The following is a 25417-nucleotide window of genomic DNA, read 5'->3' as shown; positions in this document are numbered from 1 at the left end:
GGCGGGTCGGCCGTGACTGGCTCGACCCCTCCCTGGAAGCGCCGCTTCTCCAAGCGAAAAGCGGACGAAGGGCCGATCCACGGCCCTCGGCACGGCGTGCGTGACGACGAGCGAGGCCCAACCGGTCCGGAGACGGCCTCGCTCGAACCGGCAGCGGACCGGGGTGACCTCCCGGCATCCGTGGACGTCCCCGCACCCGTCGCGAGACGGCGGGCGGGGACGATCCGCGAGCGGGCCAGAGAAGGCGCCCGCAAGGGCGGCGACCGGGCCCGGGCCGGAATCGCCTACCTCGCCGACCGGATCATCGAACTGGCACCGCGCGTGCCCGTACGGGACCTGGCGACACTGCGCAGGCAGTTCCCGGGCCTCGGCCCGGAAGAACTGGCGGACAAGCTCGTGGCGGGCGCGGCGAAGGCGACGGCGACGGTCGGAGCCGGTGTCGGCGCGGCCGCGATGCTCCCCGTGCCCCCGGCGATGCCGACGGAACTGGCCGCGGAGGTCACCGGCGTCGCGGCGATCGAGCTGAAGCTCATCGCCGAACTCCACGAGGTCTACGGCGTACGGCCGCCGGGCAATCTCAAGCAGCGCAGCACCGCGTACCTCGACTCCTGGTCGGGGGAGCGCGGCATCGACGCGTCCAAACCGTCGACCGTCAGCACGGCGCTGAACAGCCGCATGAAACGCGAACTGCGGCAGCGGATCATGAAGCGCATGGTCCGCAACATGCCGAACCTGATGCCGTTCCTGGTGGGAGCCGCCGTAGGGGCGGTCATGAACCGCGGCGAGACGAGAAAGCTCGCCGGCCGGATCCGGGGGGACCTGCGCAAGATCCAGGTGCCCTGGGAGGCCCTGGAGGCGCTCCCCGCCCTGGAACGCCCGGTGGACGCCCTGGAGATGGGCGAGATCACGCACGATCCCCTGGGCCGCCACGCGGACCACCGGCACGACGGCAAGCACGGCGACGGGCGCTGAGGCCCGGCCCGTCCGTCATCGACGCGGTGGCCGGGTGACGTCTCGCCCAGGTGTGCTACTCGGGCTTCCCGGTGCGCAACGCCTCCGCCAGGCGCTCCGGCTCGCGCGTGGACAGGTACAGGTACGGAGTCGGATCCTGCGGGTCCGTGACCTCCACGCGCAGAGCCGTGGGGATGTACGCGCGCAGCAGGAGGAAGGCGCGCGGGTCGGCCTTGTAGGTGCGCCAGGCGCGGGCCTCCTCCGCGTCCAGCACCTCCGCCTCGCCCAGGGCCGCCAGCGGGATCTTCGCCTCGCCCGCGATCAGCGAGTCGCCGACCACGCGGATGCGCACCGAGCCGTACGAACTCGCGGCGACGGCCGCGACCGCGGTGCCCCCGGCCAGGCCGCCGAGCATCGGCAGGGTGCCGAACGGGAGCAGGATCAGGGCCATCGAGACGCCCACGAGGAACGAGATCAGCCACCAGGTCCGCGGAGCGGTCAGGCGTTCTTCGTACGGAGCGGCGGAGAGCTGCATGAGGCCTAGCTTGACACGGTGTCCGGAAAGGGCCGACGCGCGGGTAAGGTCTCCGGCTGTGAGTGGTACTTCCCCAGCTCTTCGCCCCCCGGCCGACGCCGCGCGACCGGTGCGGCACCCGGACGCGCCCGCGCCCGGTGAGCTCCTCGGCGCGCACTACGGCGAGTGTTTCGGCTGCGGAGGCGACCAGCCGCACGGGCTGCACCTGGAGGCGCGGGCCGGCGAGGGCGTGTCGCTCACCGCCGAGTTCACCGTCCAGCCCGCCCATCAGGGTGCCCCGGGCCTCGCGCACGGCGGTGTGCTCGCCTCCGCGCTGGACGAGACCCTCGGTTCGCTGAACTGGCTGCTGCGCACGATCGCGGTGACCGGACGGCTGGAGACCGACTTCGTGCGTCCCGTGCCCGTCGGCACCACGCTGCACCTGGAGGCGGAGGTGACGGCCGTCGCGGGGCGGAAGATCTACTCCACCGCGACCGGCCGCGTCGGCGGTCCCGACGGCCCCGTCGCCGTGCGCGCCGACGCCCTCTTCATCGAGGTGAAGGTCGACCACTTCGTCGACCACGGCCGCCAGGAGGAGATCCAGGCGGCCATGAACGACCCGGACCAGGTCCGGCGTGTCCGGGCCTTCGAGGTGAACCCGTGAGCGCAGAACACCCTGTGAACCCCGGCGTACGGCCGCCGCTGGACGTACTGATCCGTCGCCTGGATCCGGAGGTGCCGCTTCCGTCGTACGCGCAGCCCGGGGACGCCGGGGCCGATCTGCGCACCACCGAGGCGTGCCGACTGGAGCCGGGCGAGCGGGCCGTACTGCCCACGGGAGTGTCTGTGGCGCTGCCGGAGGGGTACGCAGCCTTCGTGCACCCGCGATCCGGTCTGGCCGCTCGCTGCGGCGTCGCCCTGGTGAATGCCCCGGGGACGGTTGATGCCGGGTACCGTGGGGAGATCAAGGTGATCGTGGTGAATCTCGACCCGCGCGAGGCCGTGCGGTTCGAGCGCTTCGACCGGATTGCCCAACTGGTGGTCCAGCAGGTCGAGAGGGTCCGCTTCCGGGAGGTGGCGGAACTTCCCGGCTCCGCGCGGGCCGAAGGGGGCTTCGGGTCCACCGGAGGCCATGCCGCGGTGGACGGGACGAGCGGCACAAGCGGTCGGGCCGCCATGGGCGGTCAGGCGGGTGGGAATCGATACGCTTCGGTCGTATCCGACCGGGAAGGACAGTGACGTGTTCGGACGTCGCAAGAAGAGGGATGCCGCCGAGGACGCGGCCGGCGAGGCCGAGCAGGTCGTCGACGGTGTCGACACCGAGGCGGACGAAGAGCGCGAGCGCCTGAGGCTGGAGCCCGCGCCGCGCCCCGACGGCCCGTGGGACAGCTCCGAGGTCCGTGACCCGGGCGAAGGCCGGGTCGACCTGGGCGGTCTGTTCGTGCCGGGCGTCGACGGCATGGAGCTCAGGGTCGAGGTCGCGGGCGACGCGATCGTGGCGGCCACGGTCGTGCTGCGCGACAGCGCCATCCAGCTCCAGGGCTTCGCCGCGCCCAAGCGCGAGGGTATCTGGGGCGAGGTGCGCGAGGAGATCGGCACCGGCATCACCCAGCAGGGCGGCATCGTCGACGAGGTCGAGGGTCCGCTGGGCTGGGAGCTGCGCGCCCAGGTGCCCGTACAGCTGCCGGACGGCACCGGCGGTTTCCAGGTCGTGCGGTTCGTCGGCGTGGACGGCCCCCGCTGGTTCCTGCGCGGGGTCATCTCGGGCCAGGGCGCCGTGCAGCCGCAGGCCGCCGGGCTGCTGGAGCAGATCTTCCGGGACACGGTCGTGGTCCGCGGCGAGGGCCCCATGGCGCCCCGCGATCCGATCGTCCTGAAGCTGCCGAACGACGCCCAGATGGTCCCCGAGGGCGTCCAGCAGGAGGAGGGCTCCCGTTTCGCGGGCGGAATGGGCCAGCTCCAGCGCGGACCGGAGATCACCGAGGTCCGCTGAGCCCACAGGGACAGCAGGGCCGTACCCCGCCGGGTACGGCCCTTTCTCATGCGCGGAACCCTGATGGCGCGCATGGGCAAGGCGGCTGCCCCCTTGACCGACCGGGCGCCGGGGCCCCAGCCGGTCCACGGGTGGACCGGCAGCGTCAGGGTTCCGTCAAGGTGTGCCCCGGGCCCCTGCCCGGCACGCACGAAGCGCTGGCCGGTCGTAGAGTCGACGCTGCGCGGTCGGCACGGCACCGGAAGACAGTGGGGCGATGGGACGCGGCGAGCTTCGGATCCACCTCGGCGCGGCGCCGGGCGTCGGCAAGACGTACGCGATGCTGTCCGAGGCCCATCGCCGCGTCGGGCGGGGCACCGACTGCGTGGTGGCCTTCGTCGAGCACCACGGCCGGCCCCGCACCGCGGTGATGCTGCACGGTCTGGAGCAGGTACCGCGCAAGGAGCTGGCGTACCGCGGCGGCCTCTTCCCCGAGATGGACCTCGACGCCGTCCTCGCCCGCCGCCCCCAGGTCGCCCTGGTGGACGAACTCGCCCACACCAACGTCCCCGGTTCCCGCAACGCGAAGCGCTGGCAGGACGTGGAGGAACTGCTCGCCGCCGGGATCGACGTGGTCTCGACGGTCAACATCCAGCACCTGGAGTCCCTCGGCGACGTCGTCGAGTCGATCACCGGGGTGCGGCAGCGGGAGACCGTGCCGGACGAGGTGGTGCGCCGGGCCGATCAGGTCGAGCTGGTCGACATGACGCCCGAGGCGCTGCGGCGGCGGATGGCGCACGGCAACGTCTACCAGCCCGACAAGGTCGACGCCGCCCTGTCGAACTACTTCCGTCCCGGCAACCTGACGGCCCTGCGCGAGCTGGCGCTGCTGTGGGTGGCCGACCGGGTCGACGCCTCCCTCACCGAGTACCGCAGCGAGCACGGCGTGTCGAGGATCTGGGGCTCGCGCGAGCGGATCGTGGTCGGTCTGACCGGCGGTCCCGAGGGCCGCACGCTCATCCGCCGGGCCGCACGGCTGGCCGAGAAGGGCGCCGGCGGTGAGGTGCTGGCCGTCTACATAGCGCGCAGCGACGCGCTGACCTCTGCCTCGCCGAAGGAGCTGGCGCAGCAGCGCACCCTGGTCGAAGACCTTGGGGGAACGTTTCACCATGTCGTCGGGGACGACATACCGGCCGCGCTGCTGGCCTTCGCCCGGGGCGTGAACGCCACCCAGATCGTCCTGGGCTCCTCGCGCCGCAAGACCTGGCAGTACGTCTTCGGACCCGGCGTCGGTGCGACCGTCGCCCGGGAGTCGGGCCCCGACCTCGACGTGCACATCGTCACCCACGGCGAGGTCGCCAAGGGCCGCGGACTGCCGGTGGCCCGGGGCGCGCGACTCGGGCGCTCCCGGCGGGTCTGGGGCTGGATCGCCGGTGTCGCCGGCCCGCTTCTCCTCACGGCGCTGCTCAGCGCCGTCGACCTCGGCCTCGCCAACGACATGCTGCTGTTCCTGGCGCTGACGGTGGCGGCCGCCCTGCTCGGCGGGCTGCTGCCCGCCCTGGCGTCGGCGGCGGTGGGCTCCCTGCTGCTGAACTACTTCTACGCACCGCCCCTGCACCGGTGGACCATCGCCGACCCGAAGAACATCGTCGCCCTCGTGGTCTTCGTGGCGGTCGGTGTGGCGGTGGCCTCCGTGGTCGATCTCGCCGCCCGTCGCACCCACCAGGCGGCCCGGCTGCGGACAGAGTCCGAGATCCTTTCCTTCCTCGCCGGCAACGTGCTGCGCGGCGAGACGGGCCTTGAGGACCTGCTGGAACGCGTCCGGGAGACCTTCGGCATGGAGTCGGCGGCCCTGCTGGAACGGGCTAGCGACGTCGAGCCGTGGACCTGCGCGGGACGCGTCGGGCGGGGGCGCCGCGTCGAGCGGCCCGACCAGGCGGACGTGGACATACCCGTCGGGGACCGCATGGCGCTGGCGCTGACCGGCCGCGTGCTGCCCGCCGAGGACCGCAGGGTGCTGGCCGCCTTCGCCGCCCAGGCCGCTGTCGTCCTGGACCGCCGCCGGCTGCAGGAGGAGGCCGACCGGGCCCGCACGCTGGCCGAGGGCAACCGCATCCGCACGGCCCTGCTGGCGGCCGTCAGCCACGACCTCCGTACCCCCCTCGCCGGGATCAAGGCGGCCGTGACCTCCCTGCGCTCCGAGGACGTCGAATGGTCCGAGGAGGACCGGGCCGAGCTGCTGGAGGGCATCGAGGAGGGCACCGACCGCCTCGACCACCTCGTCGGCAACCTCCTCGACATGTCCCGCCTCCAGACCGGCACCGTCACCCCGCTGATCCGCGAGATCGACCTGGACGAGGTCGTGCCGATGGCGCTCGGGGGCGTGCCCGAGGGCAGCGCCGACCTAGACGTCCCAGAGACCCTGCCCATGGTCGCCGTCGACCCCGGACTCCTGGAGCGGGCGGTGGCCAACCTCGTGGAGAACGCCGTCAAGTACGCTCCGCTCGGTACGCCCGTGCTGGTCGCCGCCAGCGCGCTGGCCGACCGGGTCGAGGTGCGGGTGGTCGACCGGGGACCCGGCGTCCCCGACGCAGCCAAGGACCGCATCTTCGAGCCCTTCCAGCGCCACGGCGACGCCCCGCGCGGTGCCGGGGTGGGTCTGGGGCTCGCGGTGGCGCGCGGCTTCGCCGAGGCCATGGGCGGCACCCTGAACGCCGAGGACACCCCCGGCGGCGGGCTCACCATGGTCCTCTCCCTCCGCGCGGCGGGAGGCCGCCCCGCACCGCACCCCACCGCAGAACCGGAAAGGCAGGCCTCATGACCCGCGTCCTGGTGGTCGACGACGAGCCGCAGATCGTGCGCGCCCTCGTGATCAACCTCAAGGCACGCGGCTACGAGGTCGACGCGGCCCACGACGGCGCCACCGCCCTCCGGCTCGCCGCCGCCCGCCACCCCGACGTGGTCGTCCTGGACCTGGGCCTGCCCGACATGGACGGCGTCGAGGTGATCGGGGGCCTGCGCGGCTGGACCAGGGTGCCGATCCTGGTGCTGTCCGCCCGGCACTCCTCCGACGAGAAGGTCGAGGCGCTGGACGCGGGTGCCGACGACTACGTCACCAAGCCGTTCGGCATGGACGAGCTGCTGGCCCGGCTGCGGGCCGCCGTGCGCAGGGCCGAGCCCGCGGCCGGGGAGGGCGACGTGATCGTCGACACGGGCGAGTTCACCGTCGACCTGGCCGCGAAGAAGGTCGACCGCGCCGGCAAGGACGTACGGCTGACGCCCACGGAGTGGCACCTGCTGGAGGTCCTCGTGCGCAACAGCGGCCGCCTCGTCGGGCGCAAGCAGCTGCTCCAGCAGGTGTGGGGGCCCGCGTACGGGAGGGAGACGAACTATCTGCGCGTGTACATGGCGCAGTTGCGGCGGAAGCTGGAAGCAGATCCCTCCCACCCGAAGCACCTCATCACGGAGCCGGGGATGGGGTATCGCTTCGAGAAGTGAGGGGTGCCGCTTGGGGAAACGGGCTCCTCGCCCTTCGTCAGTACGCCCCGGTACGCTTCAGATATGAGTGCTGTTCCTCGTTCCGAAAAGCCGGTGGGCCGGTTCCGGCGCATGCTCGACCGGCTCTCCTCGTCGCAGGAGGACCTGGAGTCCGAGGAACTGCGGGAGGACACCGAGACGGCCGGCTGCACCCGGATCGGAGACTGTCACGACCGGCAGGTGGTGACGGTTACTGGTACCTTGCGCACGGTCACCCTTCGGCCGCGCGCCGGAGTCCCCGCCCTGGAGGCCGAGCTGTTCGACGGCTCCGCCGCGCTGGACGTGGTGTGGCTCGGCAGGCGCTCCATCGTGGGGATAGAGCCCGGGCGCAAGCTGATCGCGTCGGGCCGGATCTCGATGAGCCGGGGCCGCCGGGTGCTGTTCAATCCCAAGTACGAACTGAGACCCCTCGGACGGGAGTAGCCGGTGACGTCGCTCGACAAGCCGACCGAAGAGACATCTGCGGACGACGCCCGGGCGGTGACCGAGGCCGCCCTGTTCGAGGCGTTCGGCGGCGTGCGGGGCATGGTGGAGACGGTGGTTCCCGGCCTCCTCTTCGTCACCATCTTCACGATCAACAAGGACCTCCACCTGTCGGCGATCGCGGCGCTGGCCGTGTCGCTGGTGCTGGTCGCGGTCCGGCTGGTGATGAAGGACACCGTCAAGCACGCGTTCAGCGGGGTCTTCGGCGTGGCCTTCGGCGTGGTCTTCGCGATGATGACCGGCAACGCCAAGGACTTCTACCTGCCCGGCATGCTCTACACGCTGGGACTGGGTCTCGCCTACATCATCACCACTCTGTGCGGCGTGCCGCTGATCGGGCTGATCCTCGGCCCGGTCTTCAAGGAGAACCTCTCCTGGCGCACCCGGAACCCGGGCCGCAAGAAGGCGTATGCGAAGGCCAGCTACGCGTGGGGCACGATCCTGCTCGCCAAGTGCGCGATCCTCTTCCCGCTGTACTGGTGGGCCGACACCACGCAGCTGGGCTGGGTCCTGGTCGCTCTGAAGATCCCGCCCTTCCTGCTCGCGGTGTACCTGACGTGGGTGTTCCTCGCGAAGGCGCCCGCGCCGATCGACGTGTTCGCGGAGATGGAGGCGGAGGAGAAGGCGGCCGAGGAGCGGGAGCGGCAGGCCGCCGCCCGGTCCGCCGAGCAGTGATCCGCCCGGCCTGAACCGGACGGAAGGGGGCGTCCCGAGCTTTCAGGACGCCCCCTTCCTCATGCTTGGAAGACGCTCAGCCCGCCGCGTTCCGCCGTACCGACAGCAGGTCCTCCAGCTGTTCCTCGCGGGCCTGGGCGGCCACGAAGAGGAGCTCGTCGCCCGCCTCCAGGGAGTCCTCCCGGGAAGGGGTCAGCACGCGGTTGCCGCGGATGATCGTCACCAGGGACGTGTCCTGCGGCCAGTCGACGTCACCGACCTGCGTGCCGGCCAGGGCCGACTCCTCCGGCAGGGTCAGCTCGACCAGGTTGGCGTCGCCGTGGCTGAAGCGGAGCAGGCGGACCAGGTCGCCCACGCTCACCGCCTCCTCGACCAGGGCCGACATCAGACGCGGGGTGGAGACGGCCACGTCCACGCCCCAGGACTCGTTGAACAGCCACTCGTTCTTGGGGTTGTTCACGCGGGCGACGACGCGCGGGACGCCGTACTCCGTCTTGGCGAGGAGCGAGACCACCAGGTTCACCTTGTCGTCGCCGGTCGCGGCGATGACGACGTTGCAGCGCTGCAGCGCCGCCTCGTCCAGGGACGTGATCTCGCAGGCGTCGGCGAGCAGCCATTCGGCCTGCGGGACGCGTTCGACCGAGATGGCGGTCGGCGCCTTGTCGATCAGCAGGACCTCGTGGCCGTTCTCCAGCAGTTCGCCCGCGATCGAGCGGCCGACCGCGCCGGCTCCGGCAATGGCGACCCTCATCAGTGACCGCCCTCCTCTTCGGGACCGTTGGCGAACACTGCCTCGACCTTGTCGACCTCGTCGGTGCGCATCATCACGTGCACCAGGTCGCCCTCCTGCAGCACCGTCTGCGAGGTGGGCAGGACCGCCTCACCGAGCCGGGTCAGGAACGCGACGCGCACGCCGGTCTCCTCCTGGATCCGGCTGATCTTGTGGCCGACCCAGGCGGTGGAGGTGTGCACCTCGGCGAGCTGGACGCCGCCGGTGGGGTCGCGCCACAGCGGCTCGGCGCCGGAGGGGAGCAGACGGCGCAGCATCTGGTCGGCCGTCCATCGGACGGTCGCGACGGTGGGGATGCCCAGGCGCTGGTAGACCTCCGCGCGGCGGGGGTCGTAGATGCGGGCGGCGACGTTCTCGATGCCGAACATCTCGCGGGCCACGCGGGCGGCGATGATGTTGGAGTTGTCACCGCTGGAGACGGCGGCGAAGGCGCCGGCCTCCTCGATGCCCGCCTCGCGCAGGGTGTCCTGGTCGAAGCCGACACCGGTGACCCGGCGGCCGCCGAACGAGGAGCCCAGCCGGCGGAAGGCCGTGGGGTCCTGGTCGACCACGGCGACCGTGTGCCCCTGTTGCTCCAGGTTCTGGGCCAGTGCGGAACCCACCCTTCCGCAACCCATGATCACAATATGCATCGCGTCACACCGCGCTTCCTGCAGGCCCTCTGGGCTTCATGAATGTCGTGCTCATGTCTCTCTCTCGGCTCGCCAGGCATCACGTCGCGGCCTGCGTGCGGGCCGCCGGGCAACATCATGCCGGTGGAATCACGCCATGATGCCCTCCGGGGGCACTGCCGCGTTCGGCCGCCCGACTCCAACGTATCCGCAAAGCCGAGGGCGTTGCCGGGGCCTTGCGAGGCCCCGGGGCCGAGGGAAACCCGCCATGAGTCACGAGAGCCGGACCTGAGGAGCCCACGGCGGGGGAGGTACACCGCGGTCCGGGCAGCCGGGCCCCGAACGGCTAGCGCGTCCCCGGCGACACGTCCTTGCGGCGGCTGATGCTGCGCACACTCGCCAGGGTCAGGATCCCGAGGGCGACAAGAGTGGCCGCGGCGCCGATCAGCTGGGCGGGCGTGTGCATGGGACCTCCAGGGGCGGCAACGGCCGGAAAGCGGACAGGGCTTAGTCATATAGGCATGAGAAGCGGGTGACCTGCGGAATCCTCAGCCGCATGCGCCTCTGAATTCACTCGGAGAGCAGACGGAGCGCCGATGGGGGGTGGCGGGTGGGCACCCCCGCAATCGAACGCCTACGATCCTCTGTTGTGTCCAAACTGACCGACGTGCCCAAACGGATCCTGATCGGGCGCGCACTGCGCAGTGACCGGCTGGGCGAAACGCTCCTGCCGAAGCGCATCGCACTCCCCGTCTTCGCCTCCGACCCGCTCTCCTCCGTGGCGTACGCGCCCGGCGAGGTGCTGCTGGTCCTGTCGATCGCGGGCGTGACGGCGTACCACTTCAGCCCGTGGATCGCCGTCGCGGTCGTCGTGCTGATGTTCACCGTGGTCGCCAGCTACCGGCAGAACGTGCACGCCTACCCCAGCGGCGGCGGCGACTACGAGGTGGCGAACACCAACCTCGGGCCCAAGGCCGGCCTGACGGTCGCGAGCGCGCTGCTCGTGGACTACGTGCTCACCGTCGCGGTGTCGATCTCCTCCGGCATCGAGAACCTCGGCTCCGCCGTCCCGTTCGTGGTCGAGCACAAGGTGCTCTGCGCGATCGGCGTGATCGTGCTGCTGACCCTGATGAACCTGCGCGGAGTGAAGGAGTCGGGCTCGCTGTTCGCGATCCCGACCTACGTGTTCGTCGCGGGCGTCTTCACCATGATCGCCTGGGGGGCCTTCCGCGGACTGGTCCTCGGCGACTCCATGCGGGCACCGACGGCGGACTACGTCATCAAGCCCGAGCACCAGGGCCTGGCCGGCTTCGCCCTGGTCTTCCTGCTGCTGCGCGCCTTCTCCTCCGGCTGCGCCGCCCTCACCGGCGTCGAGGCGATCTCCAACGGCGTCCCGGCCTTCCGCAAGCCCAAGTCGAAGAACGCCGCGACCACCCTCGCGATGATGGGCCTGCTGGCCGTCACCATGTTCTGCGGCATCATCGCGCTGGCCGCCGCGACCGACGTCCGCATGGCCGAGAACCCGGCCAAGGACCTGTTCCACAACGGTGTCCCGCTCGGCGGGGACTACGTCCAGAACCCGGTGATCTCCCAGGTCGCCGAAGCCGTCTTCGGCAAGGGCAGCTTCCTCTTCATCATCCTGGCCGCGGCCACCGCGCTGGTGCTGTTCCTCGCCGCCAACACCGCCTACAACGGCTTCCCGCTGCTCGGCTCGATCCTTGCCCAGGACCGCTACCTGCCGCGCCAGCTGCACACGCGCGGCGACCGGCTGGCCTTCTCCAACGGCATCGTCCTCCTCGCCGGTGCAGCCGGGCTGCTGGTGGGGATCTACGGCGCCGACTCCACCCGACTGATCCAGCTCTACATCGTCGGCGTGTTCGTGTCCTTCACGCTCAGCCAGACCGGCATGGTCCGGCACTGGAACCGCCACCTGGCCGCCGAGAAGGACCAGGCCAAGCGCCGCCACATGATCCGCTCCCGGGCCATCAACGCCTTCGGCGCCTTCTTCACCGGCCTCGTGCTGGTCGTCGTCCTGCTCACCAAGTTCACCCACGGAGCCTGGGTCGCCCTGCTCGGCATGGTGATCTTCTACGCGACGATGACGGCCATCCGGAAGCACTACGACCGGGTCGCCGCCGAGATCGCCGCTCCCGAGGGCCCCACCGACGACCTCGTACGGCCCTCGCGGGTCCACTCGGTCGTGCTGATCTCCAAGATCCACCGCCCGACGCTGCGCGCCCTGGCCTACGCCAAGCTGATGCGCTCGGACACTCTGGAGGCGCTGAGCGTCAACGTCGACCCGGCGGAGACCAAGGCGCTGCGCGAGGAGTGGGAGCGGCGCGGCATCGACGTACCGCTGAAGGTCCTGGACTCGCCTTATCGCGAGATCACGCGGCCGGTCATCGAGTACGTCAAGAGCCTCCGCAAGGAGTCCCCGCGCGACGCGGTGTCCGTGATCATCCCGGAGTACGTGGTCGGCCACTGGTACGAGCACCTGCTGCACAACCAGAGCGCCCTGCGGCTGAAGGGCCGGCTGCTGTTCACGCCCGGCATCATGGTGACCTCGGTGCCGTACCAGCTGCAGTCCTCCGAGGCGGCCAAGCGTCGGGCCCGCAGGCAGCAGGACTGGAACGCGCCGGGCTCGGTGCGGCGCGGCCCCGCGCAGGTGCGGTCCAAGGAGTCCTCCGAGCCCAAGTCCTGAGGATCTCCCCGGACGACGGCTCGTGTGAAACGGCCGGGCGGCAGCCACGTAGACTGGTGGGCTGTTGTCCGGCCGTTTCCGTTCGGCCCTTCCCCCTCACGCGTTTTGGAGTCACTCCGCCATGCAGGCAGAACCGAGGAAGTCGCTGGTGGGGGAGGAGTACGAGGTCGAGGTCGGCCCCGTCGCCCACGGCGGCCACTGCATCGCCCGCACGTCCGAGGGCCAGGTGCTGTTCGTCCGGCACGCGCTGCCCGGCGAGCGGGTCGTGGCGCGGGTGACGGAGGGCGAGGAGGGCGCGCGGTTCCTGCGCGCCGACGCCGTGACCGTGCTCGACGCCTCCAAGGACCGGATCGACGAGCCCTGCCCGTTCGCCGGTCCCGGCCGCTGCGGCGGCTGCGACTGGCAGCACGCCAAGCCGGGCGCGCAGCGGCGCCTGAAGGCCGACGTCATCGCCGAACAGCTCCAGCACCTCGCCGGGCTCACCCCCGAGGAGGCCGGCTGGGACGGCACGGTGCTGCCCGCGGAGGGCGACAAGGTGCCCGCGGGCCAGGTCCCCGCATGGCGCACCCGCGTCCAGTACGCCGTCACCGCCGACGGCCGGGCGGGCCTGCGCCGGCACCGCTCGCACGAGGTGGAGCCGATCGACCACTGCATGATCGCCGCGGAGGGCGTCAGCGAGCTGGGCATCGAGAAGCGGTCCTGGACGGGCATCGACTCCGTCGAGGCGATCGCCGCGACGGGGTCCCAGGACCGTCAGGTGGTCCTCACCCCGAAGCCGGGCGCGCGTCTCCCGCTCGTCGAACTGGACCGGCCGGTATCGGTCCTGCGCGTGGACGAGCGCTCCGGCGGTGTCCACCGCGTCCACGGCCGTCCCTTCGTCCGCGAACGCGCCGACGGCCGCACGCACCGGGTCGGGGGCGGCGGCTTCTGGCAGGTCCACCCGAAGGCCGCGGACACCCTGGTGACCGCGGTCATGCAGGGCCTGCTGCCCCGCAAGGGCGACATGGCGCTCGACCTCTACTGCGGCGTCGGCCTCTTCGCCGGCGCCCTCGCCGACCGCGTCGGCGACCAGGGCGCGGTCCTCGGCATCGAGTCGGGCAAGCGGGCGGTGGAGGACGCGCGGCACAACCTCGCGGACTTCGAGCGGGTGCGGATCGAGCAGGGCAAGGTCGAGAGCGTGCTGCCGCGCACGGGTATCTCCGAGGTCGACCTGATCGTCCTGGACCCGCCGCGGGCGGGGGCGGGCCGTAAGACGGTGGAGCACCTGGCCTCGTTGGGAGCACGGCGGATCGCGTACGTCGCGTGTGATCCGGCCGCGCTGGCCCGGGACTTGGGGTACTTCCGGGACGGGGGGTACCGGGTGCGGACGCTGCGGGCGTTCGATCTGTTCCCGATGACGTCGCATGTGGAGTGTGTGGCGATTTTGGAGCCCGCTATGAAGGGGCTCTGACCTGTGGTTTTCTCGGGTCCTTCAGGTGTGGCCGGGTGAGCTCGACCTGTTTCCCGAGGTCCACCGCGTGGAGCATGACGCAGGTGCCCGTCACATGTCTCACCTGCGTTTTCGCAGAGGGCGCGGGTCGAGAACGCTCTGCCTCAACTCCGTGAGGGACGGGCTCGGGAGATGTCTTGACGCTCGTTCGACGCTGATTCTGACGGAGCGTGGCGCAATCGTCATGGATCAGATGGCGCGGGTCAATCGCCAGCTGGCCGTGAGGTCCCGGGAACCGGGGGACTACGGGGTGGGCAGGGGCGCAGCGCCTGCAGCATGGCGCGCACGGCACGCTGATCTCCTGCCGATTTTCGAACCGCGGGCGGGAGACGGCTGTGACCGAGCGCCGCAGCCAGCCATTGAGTGCCTCAGGCGGCTGTGCCCGCGCTTCGTGAGGATTACGGCAAGTGCGTCGGTGGTCCGTACTTCATCGAGGCGATCCTTCACGCCACCATGGTCGGGACCGATCGAGTCGTCGGTTGATCTCTTCCCGGGCAGAGGGCGCGTATGGACATTCGGCAGCTGGAGTACTTCCTTGCGATTGTTGATCGTGGGGGGTTCAACCGTGCGGCGTCGGCTCTGTACGTGTCGCAGCCGTCGCTGTCGCAGGCCGTGCGGGCGCTGGAGCGTGATCTCGGCTCCGAACTGTTCCATCGGATCGGGCGCAGGGCCGTGCTGACGGAGGCCGGTAAGGCTCTGATCGAGCCCGCCCGGGAGGCCGTGCGGAGTCTGGAGACGGCGCGGGCGAGTGTCGCGGCGGTGCATGAGCTGCGTGAAGGGCGCCTGGACGTGGCGGCTATGCCGTCGCAGGCGGTGGAGCCGCTGACGAGCTTGGTCAGTGCCTTCAGCCGCCGTTATCCCGGTGTCTCCGTGGCGATCAATGCCGCGTTCACGTCGCGTGATGTGATCGACATGGTGCGCACGGGCGCGGTGGAATTGGGGCTCCTGGCGTCCGCCGGTCCCCTCTCCGACAAGGAGGTCGTCTCCCATGCGCTGGGGCGGCAGCGTTTTGTGCTGGCGGTGCCGGCCGACGGCCCGTTCGCCGGTCGGAGGGCGGTTCAGGCACGGGAGCTTGCGGGACAGCGGCTGATCGTCGGGCAGTCGGGTACCGGGATGCGTGCCTACGTCGACGCGCTGCGGGAGCAGGGCATCGACTTCGCCGTCGCCGTCGAGACCGAGCACAGGGTGTCGCTCATGCCTCTGGTGCTGGCCGGGGTGGGGCTGGCGGTGGTCACGGATTCCTGGCGGGACCTGGCCGGGCGGCTGGGCGCTCGTGTCCTGGACATCGAGCCGGAGAACACCTTGGACATCGCCCTCGTCGCCCGCCGGGGCCTCCTGTCGCCGGCGGCCGCAGCGTTCGTCACGGCCGCGACCTCGGCCCCCGACAGGTGATAGGCCCCGCTTATAAGACAGATCCGCTTTGCGTCTTGGACGCCTCACGGACCGCCCTGCTGCAATCGACGCCATGAAGACGAACCACCGGATCGCCCTGATCCCGGGCGACGGCATCGGCGCTGAGGTACTGCCTCCGGCACAGCAGGTGCTCGATGTTCTCGGCCGCCGCCACGGCTTCAGCTTGTCCTACACGTCGTACGACTGGGGTTGCGAGCGGTACCTGCGCCAGGGCGCCATGATGCCCGCCGACGGGATCGACCGGCTGCGCGAGGCGGACGCGATCCTGCTGGGCGCGGTCGGATACCCGGGGGTGTCCGACCATGTCTCGCTGTGGGGGCTGCTGATCCCGATCCGGCGCAGCTTCCGCCAGTACGTCAACCTCCGGCCCATCCGTGTCTTCGAGGGCATCGACAGCCCGGTGCGCGGCGCACGGCCGGGCGAGGTCGATGTCGTCGTCGTCCGCGAGAACGTGGAAGGCGAGTACAGCGAGGTCGGCGGCCGGCTCAACAGCGGCTTCCCGGACGAGGTCGCCGTGCAGGAGGCCGTGTTCACCCGGGCCGGCGTCACACGCCTGCTGGACTACGCCTTCACGCTCGCCTCCCGGCGCGGCGGCCGCCTGACCTCCGCGACCAAGTCGAACGGCATCATCCACACCATGCCGTTCTGGGACCAGCTCGTCACCGAGCGGGCCGCCTCGTTCCCACAGGTCGCCTGGGACCAGGAGCACATCGACGCGCTCGCGGCCAAGTTCGTCCTGGAGCCGGCCCGCTTCGACGTCGTCGTCGCCTCCAACCTCTTCGGCGACATCCTCAGCGACCTCGCGGCCGCCGTCGCCGGATCCATCGGTATCGCCCCGGCGGCCAACCTCAACCCCGAGCGGGACTTCCCCTCGATGTTCGAGCCGGTGCACGGCTCCGCGCCCGACATCGCGGGGAAGGGCATCGCCAACCCGCTGGGCGCGATCTGGTCCGCGGCCATGATGCTCGACCACCTCGGCCATCCCGCCGCGGCCAGGGACATCACGGACGCGATCGCCGCGGTCCTGGCCAAGACCGATGTCCGCACCCGTGACCTGGGCGGATCCGCGACCACCGCCGAGTTCACCGACAAGCTGATCGAACTCCTCTGAGCCGTCTCCCCCTGCCCCAGGGGTGAAGCAAAGCATGGGTTGACCCGCAGGATTCCATGGCCGAAAGCGAACGCCATTCCAGCGGGGACTAAACCGGAAGAAAGGAGCGATTTCATGAGCATCCCCAAGCGCGTCGCCGTGATCGGCGCCGGCAGCATGGGCAGCCAGGCCATGTGGAGACTGGCCGCCCGCGGAGCCGAGGTCATCGGCTACGACCGGTACGCACCGGGTCACGACCGCGGCGCGGCCGGGGGCGAGAGCCGCATGTACCGAGCCGCCCACCTCGGCGAGCCCGGGTACGTTCCGCTGCTGCGGCTCGCGGACCGGATGTGGGAGCAGCTCCAGGCCGAGACGGGCCGGTCGCTGCTGCGCCGCAGCGGCAGCCTGGTGATGGGGGAGGCCGCCTCACCGTCCATGCGCCTCCTCCTGTCCACCAGCGCCGCCCAGGGGCTGGATCACGAGGTACTGGACCGGGAGGAACTCGCCCGCCGCTACCCCCAGCACCGGCTCCCGGACGGACACACCGCCGTCCTGGACCGGTTGGGCGCCGTCATCAGACCCGAGGCGTCCATCCAGGCCGCCGCCACCCGCGCCGAACAGCTGGGCGCCCGGCTGCACCGCTACACCACGGTGCGCGAGGTCGTCCCCGCGGCGGGCGGCGGGGTGAAGATCGTCACCGACCAGGGCACGGACCACGTGGACACCGCCGTGGTGACCGTGGGCCCCTGGATCAACACCCTGCTCCCGGACCTGCCCCAGGCCATCGACATCCGCCGGGTGATCTGCTCCTGGCACCAGCCCACCCGCCACGACTGGTTCGCGGGCGGTGCCCTTCCCTTCGTGCGCGCCACACCCCACGACTGCTTCGGAATCCCCTCGCCCGACGGCATCTCCGTCAAGCTCGGTCTCTCCTTCAAATACCACGCGCCCGTGCCCGAGCCCGAACGGCTCGACCGCACGGTCCCCCCCGAGGAACTCGGCATCTTCCGCGAGCTCATCGGTGAACTCATGCCCGACCTGAACCCCGACCCCATCAGGATGTCGGCCTACATGGAGGGCTACACCACGTCCGGAAACCCGCTCGTCGGCCATCTCCCCGGCGAGGACGACATCATCGTCATGGCCGGATTCTCCGGCAGCGGCTTCAAGTTCTCGCCCGCGATGGGCGAGATCGCCGCCGACCTGGCGCTCGACGGCACTACGCAGCACCCCGTCGGCTTCCTCGCTCCCGCAGGAGTCGGCGCCACCTGACCCGGGGCGAACGTCGACGACATCACCCCGCACCCCCACACCCCGCACCCCATCGCGACATCTCTGTCATGGGCATGCCCGGAATCGGGGTTGCCCGCAACCAGTTCCCCGCAGCAAGAAAGTGAGCACTCCCATGCCCATTCCCTCGTTCCAGTGGCGCCCGAAGTACGTCTCGTTCGACTGCTACGGCACGCTGATCGAGTGGCCGATGACCCCCATCACGTGGGAGCTCGTCGGCGACCAGATCCCTGCCGAGCAGTGGGACCAGTTCGTCAAGGAGTTCCGCGGCTACCGCTTCGACGTCTGTGGCGAGTACTACTCCTACGAGCAGACTCTGCAGGACGCCTTCGAGAGGGTCTGCCGCAAGTGGGGCGTGAAGGCCGCCCCGGACGCCGGCAAGCGGTTCGCCGACGGCGTGCGCAGCTGGGGCCCGCACGCGGATGTGCTGGAACCGCTGAAGAAGATGGCCGAGAACTACAAGCTGGTGATCCTCTCCAACGCCGACGACTCCTTCCTCGCGGAGAGCGTGCCCCGGCTCGGAGTGGACTTCCACGCGGTCTACACCGCGGAGCAGGCCGGCTGCTACAAGCCCCGCTACGCCGCGTTCGAGTACATGCTCGACCAGCTCGACGCGTCCCCCGAGGACTTCGTGCACGTCTCCTCGCACACCCGCTACGACCTGATGCCGATGCACGACATGGGCTTCCGCAACCTCGTCCTCCTGGACCGCGGCTGCGACCCGGTCACCCACGGCTACGACTACGTGACCGTCAAGTCCCTGAACGAGCTCAACCAGATGCTGGGCATCTGACGCGCGACGCGCACCCACTCACCCAGCACCTTCTTCCAGAGGGGCGCCCGGTCTCGCGTGGCCGCCCATGAGCCCTGCGCGTTTCCGGGCGCCCCCTGACGAAGACCCGCCCCCCGTCCGATCCGCACGTCGCCCCCACAGCACGGATTCCCCGTATCCCCCGTATCCCCAGCGTTCTCCAGGAGGCACCGCCATGAAGAGCAACCGGACAGGCCGCAGAACCGCACTCCGCACCGCAGGCGCTGTGGCAGCCGCCATGCAGGTCAACAGGCACGTGAGCGTTCCGATCGTCACCACCGCCCTGGCCCTCGCGCTCACCGCGTGCGGGGCGAGCGACACTGCGCAGAAGGCAGAGGCGAAGAGCACGACCCAGGGCGGGGGTTCTGGTTCGTCGGCGGAGCACACCGACGACATCTCGGCGGGTGTGAAGCCGGACGCGAAGGCGGTGAAGCTGCTGCCCGCGGCGGTGAAGGCCAAGGGCACGCTCTCGGTGGCCATGGACCTGGCCTACCCGCCCACCTCGTTCATGGCGTCGGACAACAAGAGCCCGATCGGGTTCAACCCGGACATGTCCCGGCTGATCGCCGCCAAGCTCGGCCTGAAGCTGCAGATCAACAACGTCAAGTTCGACACCATCATCACCGGCCTGCAGGCCAACAGGTACGACTTCACCTCCTCCACCATGGGCGCCACGAAGGACCGGCTGAAGGTGCTCGACATGGTCGAGTACGTCAACTCCGGGACCGGGGTGTCCGTCCCCTACGGGAACCCGCAGAAGCTGACCACCCACACCCTGTGCGGGCACCGCGTGGCTGTCGTCTCCGGCACCACCGCGGAGCTGCAGTGGCTGCCCCAGCTGTCCAAGCAGGACTGTACGAGCAAGGGCAAGCCGGCCATCAAGGCGGTGACCCTGCCCGGTGTGAACGACGCTCTGACCCAGCTGGTCTCCAAGCGGATCGACGCGGTGATGTACGACTTCATCGCGCTCGAGTGGGCGGCCAGGCAGCAGCCCAAGACGTTCGACGTCCTCAAGCCCCTGGTGGCCACCAAGCCCGCGACCGTCGCCCTGAAGAAGGACTCGCCGCTGACCCCCGCGGTCAAGGCCGCCATCCAGTCCATCATCGACGACCCCAAGTACGCCGAGGCGCTGGGCCGCTGGGGTTTCCAGGACCTCGGGATCAAGACCGCGGCCATGGCCGTCCCGCAGGACTGACATGTCCACGGATCTGATCGGTACGAAGACCAGGAGCCGACCGGTGTCACCACTGATGGCCGAAGAGAAGAAGCGGATCACGCCGAAACGTCCGCGCGATTATGTCGCCTGGGCGGTCGCGATCGCGATCGTGGCCGGTCTGGTGTGGACGGCGGTGACGAACGAGAACTACCGCTGGCCGGTGGTGTTCAGTTACTTCACCACTGAAACCGTCCTCAACGGCCTGCTGATCACGCTGTTTCTGACGGCGGCGAGCATGGTTCTGGGCACGCTGCTGGGGCTGGTGCTGGCGGTGATGCGCATGTCGCACCAGCGGCCCGTCTCCGGGCTGGCCCAGCTGTACATCGCGTTCTTCCGCGGCACTCCGGTGCTGGTGCAGCTGATCTTCTGGTTCAACATCGCGGCGCTGTACCCGAACATCTCCATCGGCATCCCGTTCACCGACATCTCCACGCCGGTGAACGTGAACGCGATCATGACTCCGATGACCGCGGCCGTGGTGGGGCTGACGCTGAACCAGGCCGCGTACATGTCGGAGATCATCCGCGGCGGGTTCGCCTCGGTCAGCCGCGGACAGCACGAGGCCGCGGAGTCCCTGGGCATGTCGGGGTTCACCAAGCTCCGGCACGTGATCATCCCGCAGACCATGCCAGCGATCATCCCGTCCACCGGCAACCAGGTCATCGGCATGCTCAAGGAGACCTCGCTGGTGAGCGTGCTGGGCGTGGCCGACCTGCTGCAGAGCGCACAGTCGATCTACGCCCGCAACTACCAGACGATTCCGCTGCTGATCGTGGCCAGCCTCTGGTACCTGATCATGACGCTGGTGCTGAGCGTGCCGCAGTCCATGATCGAGCGCCGTTTCTCCCGCTCGACCCGGGCACGGCTGACCCCGGCCGCCACCTCGGCCGAACCCGGGGCCGGCCAGCCCGTTCCCACCACGAGGGAGGCCCTGCTGTGAACCCGGACGGAACGATCGTCGCACGCAAGCTGTGCAAGAGCTTCGGACGCCACCAGGTCCTGCGTGACATCGACCTGACCGTCAAGGCCGGGGAGATCTCCTGCATCATCGGCCCCAGCGGATCAGGCAAATCGACCCTGCTGCGCTGTATCAACGGCCTGGAGACCATCGACCGCGGAGTCCTCAAGGTCAACGGCGAGGACTTCGGCTACACCGAGAAGGACGACGCCTACCACGCCGTCCGCCCCAAGCGGCTGGCCGAACAGCGCGCCCGCATCGGCATGGTGTTCCAGCAGTTCAACCTGTTCCCGAACATGACCGCCGAGAGCAACGTCATGTCCGGACCGGTGCTGGTGCACAAGAAGGACCGCGCCGCCTCCCGGGAGCGGGCACAGGAACTGCTGGCCAGGGTCGGGCTGAAGGGGTGCGGCCACAAGTACCCCGCCCAGCTCTCCGGCGGCCAGCAGCAGCGCGTGGCCATCGCCCGCGCGCTGGCGATGGACCCCACCATCATGCTGTTCGACGAACCCACCAGCGCACTGGACCCCGAACGAGTGGGCGAAGTACTCGCCGTCATGCGCGACCTCGCCGGCAACGGCATGACCATGCTCCTCGTCACCCACGAGATGGGCTTCGCCCGCGAGGTTGCCGACGACATCCTGTTCATGGACGAAGGCATCGCCGTCGAACGCGGCGACGCCCGCGAAGTCCTGGGCAACCCCCGCGAGAAACGCACCCAGGCATTCCTCGAAAAGGTGCTGTAGACGGCTGCACGGACAGGCGGTGACGGCTCCGGCAGCGAGTCAGGACAAGACGCTGGTCGACTGCGGCTGACGTGACCCCCGCACCCTGCCGGTCCAGGTCTTCAACGCCCTCCGGCTCGACGTCGACCCGACCGTCACCGCCATCAGCGCGGTACTCATCGCCCTGGCGATCCTCGCCCTCGTCGTGGTCGTCCTCGGCCGCGAACTCGGCGGCCAACGGGACGGCCACAACCTCCGCCCCGTAGAACCGGTCACCCGAGCCCTGCGCCGGCACGGGCCGCGCCAGCGCTGACAGCGCCGTCGGCCGGGCCCTGGTCGTGCCCAGCCGCCCCCCCCCGAAACTCCCCGCTAAGGACCCGACATGAAGACGATTCCCTACTGGATAGAAACCGCTGGGGCGTTTCCCGACCGGTCCGGCAAGCCGCTGACCGAGGACACCGACCTGGTGGTCGTCGGCGCCGGCCTGACGGGCCTGTCCACCGCCCTGCACTCCGCCCGCAAGGGCGCTCGCGTCACCCTTGTCGAGAAGGGCCAGATCGGCTCCGGTGCCTCCGCCCGCAACGGCGGCATGGCCAACCTGGGCTTCACCATCGGCATACGCCAGGCCATCCGCCGGTACGGCCCCGAACGGGCCCGCGCGATCTACAACTCCTACGGCGAGGCCGTGGACACCGTCGAGCGGCTCGTGAACGAGGAGTCCATCGACTGCCAGTTCCGCCGTGTCGGACGCCTGGGCCTCGCGTCCCGCCCCGCTCACTTCGAGAGCCAGAAGGCCAAGCAGCGCGATCTGGCCAAGTACTTCGGACACGAGACCACTCTGATCGGCAAGTCCGAGCTGCGTTCCGAAATCGGATCCGATGCCTACCACGGCGGGCTGCTCGACCCGTTCAGTGCCGCACTGCACGTGGGCCGCTTCGTGCGCGGGATGGCCGAGGCGTGCGAGCGCACCGGTGTCGAGATCCACGAGCGCAACGCGGCCATCGGCGTGCGGCGTACCGCCGCCGGCCGGTTCGAGGTCAGCACCGAGCGTGGTGTCATCCGTGCCGGGCAGGTCATGATGGCCACCGACGCCTACACCGACAAGAACTTTCCGTGGCTGCGCCGCCAGCAGGTCTGCGTGGGCAGCTTCATCATCGTCACCGAGCCGCTCGGCGAGGAGCTCGCCCGGGACATCATCCCCAAAGCCCGCCTCCTCGTCGACTCCAACAAGGTCTGCCACTACTTCCGGCTCACCCCGGACAACCGGCTGCTGTTCGGCGGCCGCGCCCGCTTCGCACCGTCCGACCCCACCTCGGACAAGAAGAGCGGACAGGTTCTGTTCCGTGAGATGTGCGAGATCTTCCCCCAGCTCTCCCGCACGAAGATCGAGTACGTGTGGGGCGGCTCCGTCGGCTTCGCCATGGACCGCATCGTGCACGCCGGGCAGAGCGAGGACGGCGTCTACTACTCCATGGGATACGCCGGCCACGGCGTCCAGATGGCCACCCACATGGGCCACGTCATGGCCGAGGTGATGGACGGCCACCCCGAGGCCAGCCCCGTCCGCGACATCGCCCCGCCCCGCATCCCCCTCTACAACGGCACCGCCTGGTTCCTGCCCTTCGCGGGCGCCTACTACAAGACGCTGGACCGCATCCGCTGACCGGTCGACAGCCGACCTGGGCAGCACCGGAAGCCAAGAAGGGCCTCGACGCTGACCGCGCGTGGCCCAACCGTTCAGCACAAGGGCCTGTTGCCCGCCGAGAGACTCACCGACCTACTGCGCGCCGTGACCGTGGAGGGCAGCCGTCAGGCCCTGGTCCGGGATGCACGTAGAGCCTGGTCGGACTCGACCCGGTGACACCTGGTATGTCCGTTCTCGATTTGCATCGCTCCCGAAACCAACAGAGGAAAAAGCATGTCGCTCCTGAAGACCATCGACACCGATCCCTCCTTCGACCCCAGCGAGTCCGGCCCGCTGCCGGAACGCCTGATCTCCGGCGACCCGACGTACAAGACCTGGGCCCAGGACACCGCCCGTGAGGGAACGATCAACACGGGTGTCTGGGAAGCCACGCCTGGCGAGACGCGCTCGATCAAGGGCGAGATCTTCGAGTTCTGCCACATCCTTTCCGGCGTCGTCGAACTCACGCCGGAAGGCGGCGAGCCGGTGATCTACAAGGCAGGCGACAGCTTCGTCATGAAGCCGGGCTACGTCGGTGTCTGGAAGACCATCGAAACCGTGCGCAAGATCTACCTGACCGTGTCGTAACACCGATCCCGCAGACACGATCGGCATCGGGACCTCTCGCGAGGGCAACCTGCCCAGTAGACGCATGTCTTCGATGCCCTGAGGGCCGCGCTGTGGCAGATATGCGGCTCAGCGACGGGGTATGCGGTGATGGGACCGTCGGCTGCCGCCCGGTCCCATCCGTACTGCTCGGCGTCGCCGCGTGGAAGGCAGGCGGGCGCACCAAGAGGCCCAGATCGAAGAGGCCCTCCGTGCGCCTGCGGCCCGCAGGCGGTGGCCTGCTCGTCCGTGGCGTTGACAGCCCAGCCGGTCACCCAGCGCACCCGGCGCCGGCTCGTGGACAGCTGGTGGAGATGATCGAGCAGGGCGTGGCTGAAGGCCGCGCCCTGCGATCCGTACCAGCAGCTTCGACCACAGCGGCAGCGGGAGCCGCCGAAACTGCAAGGCCAGGACCGTCTTGTGGTCGGTGACGTCGTTGGGCGGGGCGGGGCGGTGCCGGGCCGCAGCAGCATGGCGACGCACTCACGGGTGTTGGCCACCCACGCACCCAGCGGCATGTGACCGAAGCTGCCCTTGAAGGTGCCCGCCGCGCCTTTCCTTGCGGCTGGTGCGGTTGACGATGGTCGCGTCCAGGTCGAGGACGTACCAGTTGGCCGGCTCGCGGCCGCACACCGAGATTCAGGGGAAGCTGCCGGGTTGCAGGGCGAGCAGCGTCCACACCATGCGGCGTATCGCGGCGCGGGCGCGCTCGATCCGGGCCCGCCACGGGGGCGTCGATCGCCGCCAGAGACGGCGCAAAGTGCTCTCCGAGACCGGTAGGCCGAACACCGCCCGCCGGCGGTACTGGAGTTGCTCGGCCTGTGAAGTGTTCGTCGCACCGGGCACGATTGCGCAGGCGAGCTGGATCAGCGCTGTGCCCCGGTCCCGCCGGTCCGGCCCGGTGCCCCTCGGAACGCCGCGTTCAGCGCAGTGGCCGGACCGACGCGGGTGGCAACCTTCCGCAGCAACACCACGCCCGCGTTGCCGATCAGGTTCTTGCCGTCGGCCCGCAGGGCAAGGCGATGATCCCAGCCGGTATTCCTCACCCGTCGGGTGCCTCTTCCTCGCGGTCTTGCTGATCTAGACAGTCCAGATCATCGCGGGTGGAGGCACCCTTCTGCTGTCAGGGCGTCAGGCGATCGTTCAGCTGGCTTCATGAGGCTGGTGCTACAGACAGTGGCGCGCCATCCACAGACCTGACAATCCCTCCGGTCGCGCCACTGCCCAGAGAGTCGAGCTCGGCGCAAGGGGATCAGTGCACCACACCACTGATGTGGTTGATGCAGACGACCTTGGGCTGAGTCATGTCCTCGAAGGCGAAGCGGACGCCTTCGCGGCCCATGCTGCCGTACTTGTACCCGCCGAACGGCATGGCGTCGAAGCGGTAGTCGGACGAGTCGTTGATCATGACTCCGCCCGCTTCGAGTTGCTGGGCCGCGGTCAGGGCGCGGTCCAGGCGTGCGGTGAAGATGCCGGCGTGGAGGCTGTAGTCGATGGCGTTGGCCTGTTCGATGGCGTCCTCGAAGGACGTGAACGGCTGCAGTACGACGACCGGGGCGAACACCTCCTCCTGCCAGATCGAGCAGGCCGCGGGGACGTTTTCCAGGACGGCCGGCGCGTACAGGGCGCCGGTGACGTCGTTGCCGCACAGCAGGACCGCGCCTTCGGCCACTGCGGTGTCGACTTTGGCCTGGGTGGCGGCCGCGGCCTGATGGGTGATCATGGGGCCGACGTCGGTGCGCTCGTCGAGCGGGTCGCCGACGCGCAGCAGCCGGGTGCGGGCGACGAAGGCGTCGCGGAAACGCTCGTAGACCTCGGCCGCGATGAGGATCCGCTGGGTGCCGATGCAGTTCTGGCCGGCGGCCCAGAACGCGCCGGAGACGCAGGAGGCCACGGCCTCG

23 protein-coding genes are annotated in these 25417 nt (G+C 70.0%); 19 read left to right on the top strand and 4 right to left on the bottom strand.

What is annotated here, in order from left to right:
- Positions 1 to 12: 12 nt before the first annotated feature.
- Positions 13 to 972: a hypothetical protein gene (locus tag ADK65_RS16845; RefSeq protein WP_053670975.1), complete on the top strand. Its 960-nt coding sequence runs from the start codon at positions 13 to 15 to the stop codon at positions 970 to 972.
- 55 nt (positions 973 to 1027) lie between these two features.
- Here the strand turns inward: ADK65_RS16845 and ADK65_RS16840 are convergent, their stop codons facing one another.
- Positions 1028 to 1486, bottom strand: a complete 459-nt coding sequence (locus tag ADK65_RS16840) for a DUF3093 domain-containing protein (RefSeq protein ID WP_053670974.1) — start codon at positions 1484 to 1486, stop codon at positions 1028 to 1030.
- Between the two features lie 58 nt (positions 1487 to 1544).
- Here ADK65_RS16840 and ADK65_RS16835 point away from each other — a divergent pair, with 58 nt between their 5' ends.
- From ADK65_RS16835 to ADK65_RS16805, 7 genes are all read left to right on the top strand, one after another.
- On the top strand, positions 1545 to 2129 hold the full coding sequence (locus ADK65_RS16835; protein WP_053670973.1) for a PaaI family thioesterase: 585 nt from the start codon (positions 1545 to 1547) through the stop codon (positions 2127 to 2129).
- Positions 2126 to 2704 carry a dUTP diphosphatase gene (gene dut / locus ADK65_RS16830; protein WP_234352898.1) on the top strand — a complete coding sequence of 193 codons (579 nt, stop codon included), beginning with the start codon at positions 2126 to 2128 and terminating at the stop codon, positions 2702 to 2704. The genes ADK65_RS16835 and dut overlap by 4 nt, the downstream gene beginning before the upstream one ends.
- 1 nt (position 2705) lies before the next feature.
- Positions 2706 to 3458 (top strand): DUF3710 domain-containing protein, encoded by a 753-nt coding sequence (locus ADK65_RS16825; RefSeq protein ID WP_053670971.1) that lies wholly within the window; start codon positions 2706 to 2708, stop codon positions 3456 to 3458.
- A 256-nt stretch (positions 3459 to 3714) separates the two neighbouring features.
- Positions 3715 to 6258, top strand: a complete 2544-nt coding sequence (locus tag ADK65_RS16820) for a sensor histidine kinase (protein ID WP_053670970.1) — start codon at positions 3715 to 3717, stop codon at positions 6256 to 6258.
- Positions 6255 to 6935 (top strand): response regulator, encoded by a 681-nt coding sequence (locus tag ADK65_RS16815; protein ID WP_053670969.1) that lies wholly within the window; start codon positions 6255 to 6257, stop codon positions 6933 to 6935. Before ADK65_RS16820 ends, ADK65_RS16815 begins: the two co-directional genes overlap by 4 nt.
- 63 nt (positions 6936 to 6998) lie before the next feature.
- Positions 6999 to 7397: an OB-fold nucleic acid binding domain-containing protein gene (locus ADK65_RS16810; protein ID WP_043454926.1), complete on the top strand. Its 399-nt coding sequence runs from the start codon at positions 6999 to 7001 to the stop codon at positions 7395 to 7397.
- Positions 7398 to 7400: 3 nt separating this feature from the next.
- The gene (locus tag ADK65_RS16805; RefSeq protein WP_053670968.1) at positions 7401 to 8132 is read left to right on the top strand and encodes a DUF3159 domain-containing protein; all 732 of its coding nucleotides are present in this window, start codon (positions 7401 to 7403) and stop codon (positions 8130 to 8132) included.
- 76 nt (positions 8133 to 8208) lie between these two features.
- On the opposite strand, the gene ADK65_RS16800 is transcribed toward ADK65_RS16805, so the two are convergent.
- Together ADK65_RS16800 and ADK65_RS16795 are read right to left on the bottom strand one after the other, a co-directional pair.
- Positions 8209 to 8883, bottom strand: a complete 675-nt coding sequence (locus tag ADK65_RS16800; RefSeq protein ID WP_053670967.1) for a potassium channel family protein — start codon at positions 8881 to 8883, stop codon at positions 8209 to 8211.
- A complete protein-coding gene (locus ADK65_RS16795) occupies positions 8883 to 9554 on the bottom strand; it encodes a potassium channel family protein (RefSeq protein WP_053670966.1) in 672 nt (223 codons plus the stop codon). The genes ADK65_RS16800 and ADK65_RS16795 overlap by 1 nt, the downstream gene beginning before the upstream one ends.
- Positions 9555 to 10182: 628 nt before the next feature.
- On the opposite strand from ADK65_RS16795, the gene ADK65_RS16790 reads away from it, so the two are divergent.
- The 11 genes from ADK65_RS16790 (at position 10183) to ADK65_RS16740 (ending at position 23498) form a co-directional block, all read left to right on the top strand.
- Positions 10183 to 12234, top strand: coding sequence for an APC family permease (locus ADK65_RS16790; RefSeq protein ID WP_053670965.1), 2052 nt, complete (start codon positions 10183 to 10185; stop codon positions 12232 to 12234).
- Between the two features lie 121 nt (positions 12235 to 12355).
- Positions 12356 to 13684 carry a class I SAM-dependent RNA methyltransferase gene (locus ADK65_RS16785; RefSeq protein WP_053670964.1) on the top strand — a complete coding sequence of 443 codons (1329 nt, stop codon included), beginning with the start codon at positions 12356 to 12358 and terminating at the stop codon, positions 13682 to 13684.
- A gap of 546 nt (positions 13685 to 14230) precedes the next feature.
- A complete protein-coding gene (locus tag ADK65_RS16780) occupies positions 14231 to 15115 on the top strand; it encodes a LysR family transcriptional regulator (RefSeq protein WP_053670963.1) in 885 nt (294 codons plus the stop codon).
- 73 nt (positions 15116 to 15188) lie between these two features.
- On the top strand, positions 15189 to 16247 hold the full coding sequence (locus ADK65_RS16775; protein ID WP_053670962.1) for a tartrate dehydrogenase: 1059 nt from the start codon (positions 15189 to 15191) through the stop codon (positions 16245 to 16247).
- A gap of 114 nt (positions 16248 to 16361) precedes the next feature.
- On the top strand, positions 16362 to 17498 hold the full coding sequence (solA, locus tag ADK65_RS16770) for an N-methyl-L-tryptophan oxidase (protein ID WP_053670961.1): 1137 nt from the start codon (positions 16362 to 16364) through the stop codon (positions 17496 to 17498).
- A 133-nt stretch (positions 17499 to 17631) separates the two neighbouring features.
- Positions 17632 to 18309 (top strand): haloacid dehalogenase type II, encoded by a 678-nt coding sequence (locus tag ADK65_RS16765; protein WP_053670960.1) that lies wholly within the window; start codon positions 17632 to 17634, stop codon positions 18307 to 18309.
- A 274-nt stretch (positions 18310 to 18583) separates the two neighbouring features.
- On the top strand, positions 18584 to 19522 hold the full coding sequence (locus ADK65_RS16760) for an ABC transporter substrate-binding protein (RefSeq protein ID WP_234352897.1): 939 nt from the start codon (positions 18584 to 18586) through the stop codon (positions 19520 to 19522).
- Between the two features lies 1 nt (position 19523).
- Entirely contained in the window at positions 19524 to 20483 is a 960-nt protein-coding gene (locus ADK65_RS16755) for an amino acid ABC transporter permease (protein WP_199825651.1), read from the top strand.
- Positions 20480 to 21247, top strand: coding sequence for an amino acid ABC transporter ATP-binding protein (locus tag ADK65_RS16750; protein ID WP_053670959.1), 768 nt, complete (start codon positions 20480 to 20482; stop codon positions 21245 to 21247). Before ADK65_RS16755 ends, ADK65_RS16750 begins: the two co-directional genes overlap by 4 nt.
- A gap of 361 nt (positions 21248 to 21608) precedes the next feature.
- Positions 21609 to 22889, top strand: a complete 1281-nt coding sequence (locus tag ADK65_RS16745; protein ID WP_053670958.1) for an NAD(P)/FAD-dependent oxidoreductase — start codon at positions 21609 to 21611, stop codon at positions 22887 to 22889.
- Positions 22890 to 23144: 255 nt separating this feature from the next.
- Positions 23145 to 23498 carry a cupin domain-containing protein gene (locus tag ADK65_RS16740; protein WP_053670957.1) on the top strand — a complete coding sequence of 118 codons (354 nt, stop codon included), beginning with the start codon at positions 23145 to 23147 and terminating at the stop codon, positions 23496 to 23498.
- A 1270-nt stretch (positions 23499 to 24768) separates the two neighbouring features.
- On the opposite strand, the gene ADK65_RS16735 is transcribed toward ADK65_RS16740, so the two are convergent.
- A partial coding sequence (locus tag ADK65_RS16735) for an aldehyde dehydrogenase family protein (protein ID WP_159038794.1) occupies positions 24769 to 25417 on the bottom strand: 649 nt, incomplete at its 5' end.

This window comes from Streptomyces sp. NRRL B-1140 (assembly GCF_001280065.1).
In the GTDB taxonomy this organism is placed as follows: domain Bacteria; phylum Actinomycetota; class Actinomycetes; order Streptomycetales; family Streptomycetaceae; genus Streptomyces.
The sequence above is the reverse complement of the archived record's forward strand: the minus strand, read 5'-3'. Positions and strand labels throughout refer to the sequence as shown.

Coding starts and splice junctions, on each gene's coding strand:
- ADK65_RS16755 (WP_199825651.1), top strand. CDS start 19,524: ATGTCCACGGATCTGATCGGTACGAAGACCAGGAGCCGACCGGTGTCA.
- ADK65_RS16795 (WP_053670966.1), bottom strand. CDS start 9,554: ATGCATATTGTGATCATGGGTTGCGGAAGGGTGGGTTCCGCACTGGCC.
- ADK65_RS16800 (WP_053670967.1), bottom strand. CDS start 8,883: ATGAGGGTCGCCATTGCCGGAGCCGGCGCGGTCGGCCGCTCGATCGCG.
- ADK65_RS16810 (WP_043454926.1), top strand. CDS start 6,999: ATGAGTGCTGTTCCTCGTTCCGAAAAGCCGGTGGGCCGGTTCCGGCGC.
- ADK65_RS16785 (WP_053670964.1), top strand. CDS start 12,356: ATGCAGGCAGAACCGAGGAAGTCGCTGGTGGGGGAGGAGTACGAGGTC.
- solA (WP_053670961.1), top strand. CDS start 16,362: ATGAGCATCCCCAAGCGCGTCGCCGTGATCGGCGCCGGCAGCATGGGC.
- ADK65_RS16765 (WP_053670960.1), top strand. CDS start 17,632: ATGCCCATTCCCTCGTTCCAGTGGCGCCCGAAGTACGTCTCGTTCGAC.
- ADK65_RS16780 (WP_053670963.1), top strand. CDS start 14,231: ATGGACATTCGGCAGCTGGAGTACTTCCTTGCGATTGTTGATCGTGGG.
- ADK65_RS16775 (WP_053670962.1), top strand. CDS start 15,189: ATGAAGACGAACCACCGGATCGCCCTGATCCCGGGCGACGGCATCGGC.
- ADK65_RS16745 (WP_053670958.1), top strand. CDS start 21,609: ATGAAGACGATTCCCTACTGGATAGAAACCGCTGGGGCGTTTCCCGAC.
- ADK65_RS16740 (WP_053670957.1), top strand. CDS start 23,145: ATGTCGCTCCTGAAGACCATCGACACCGATCCCTCCTTCGACCCCAGC.
- ADK65_RS16820 (WP_053670970.1), top strand. CDS start 3,715: ATGGGACGCGGCGAGCTTCGGATCCACCTCGGCGCGGCGCCGGGCGTC.
- ADK65_RS16815 (WP_053670969.1), top strand. CDS start 6,255: ATGACCCGCGTCCTGGTGGTCGACGACGAGCCGCAGATCGTGCGCGCC.
- ADK65_RS16840 (WP_053670974.1), bottom strand. CDS start 1,486: ATGCAGCTCTCCGCCGCTCCGTACGAAGAACGCCTGACCGCTCCGCGG.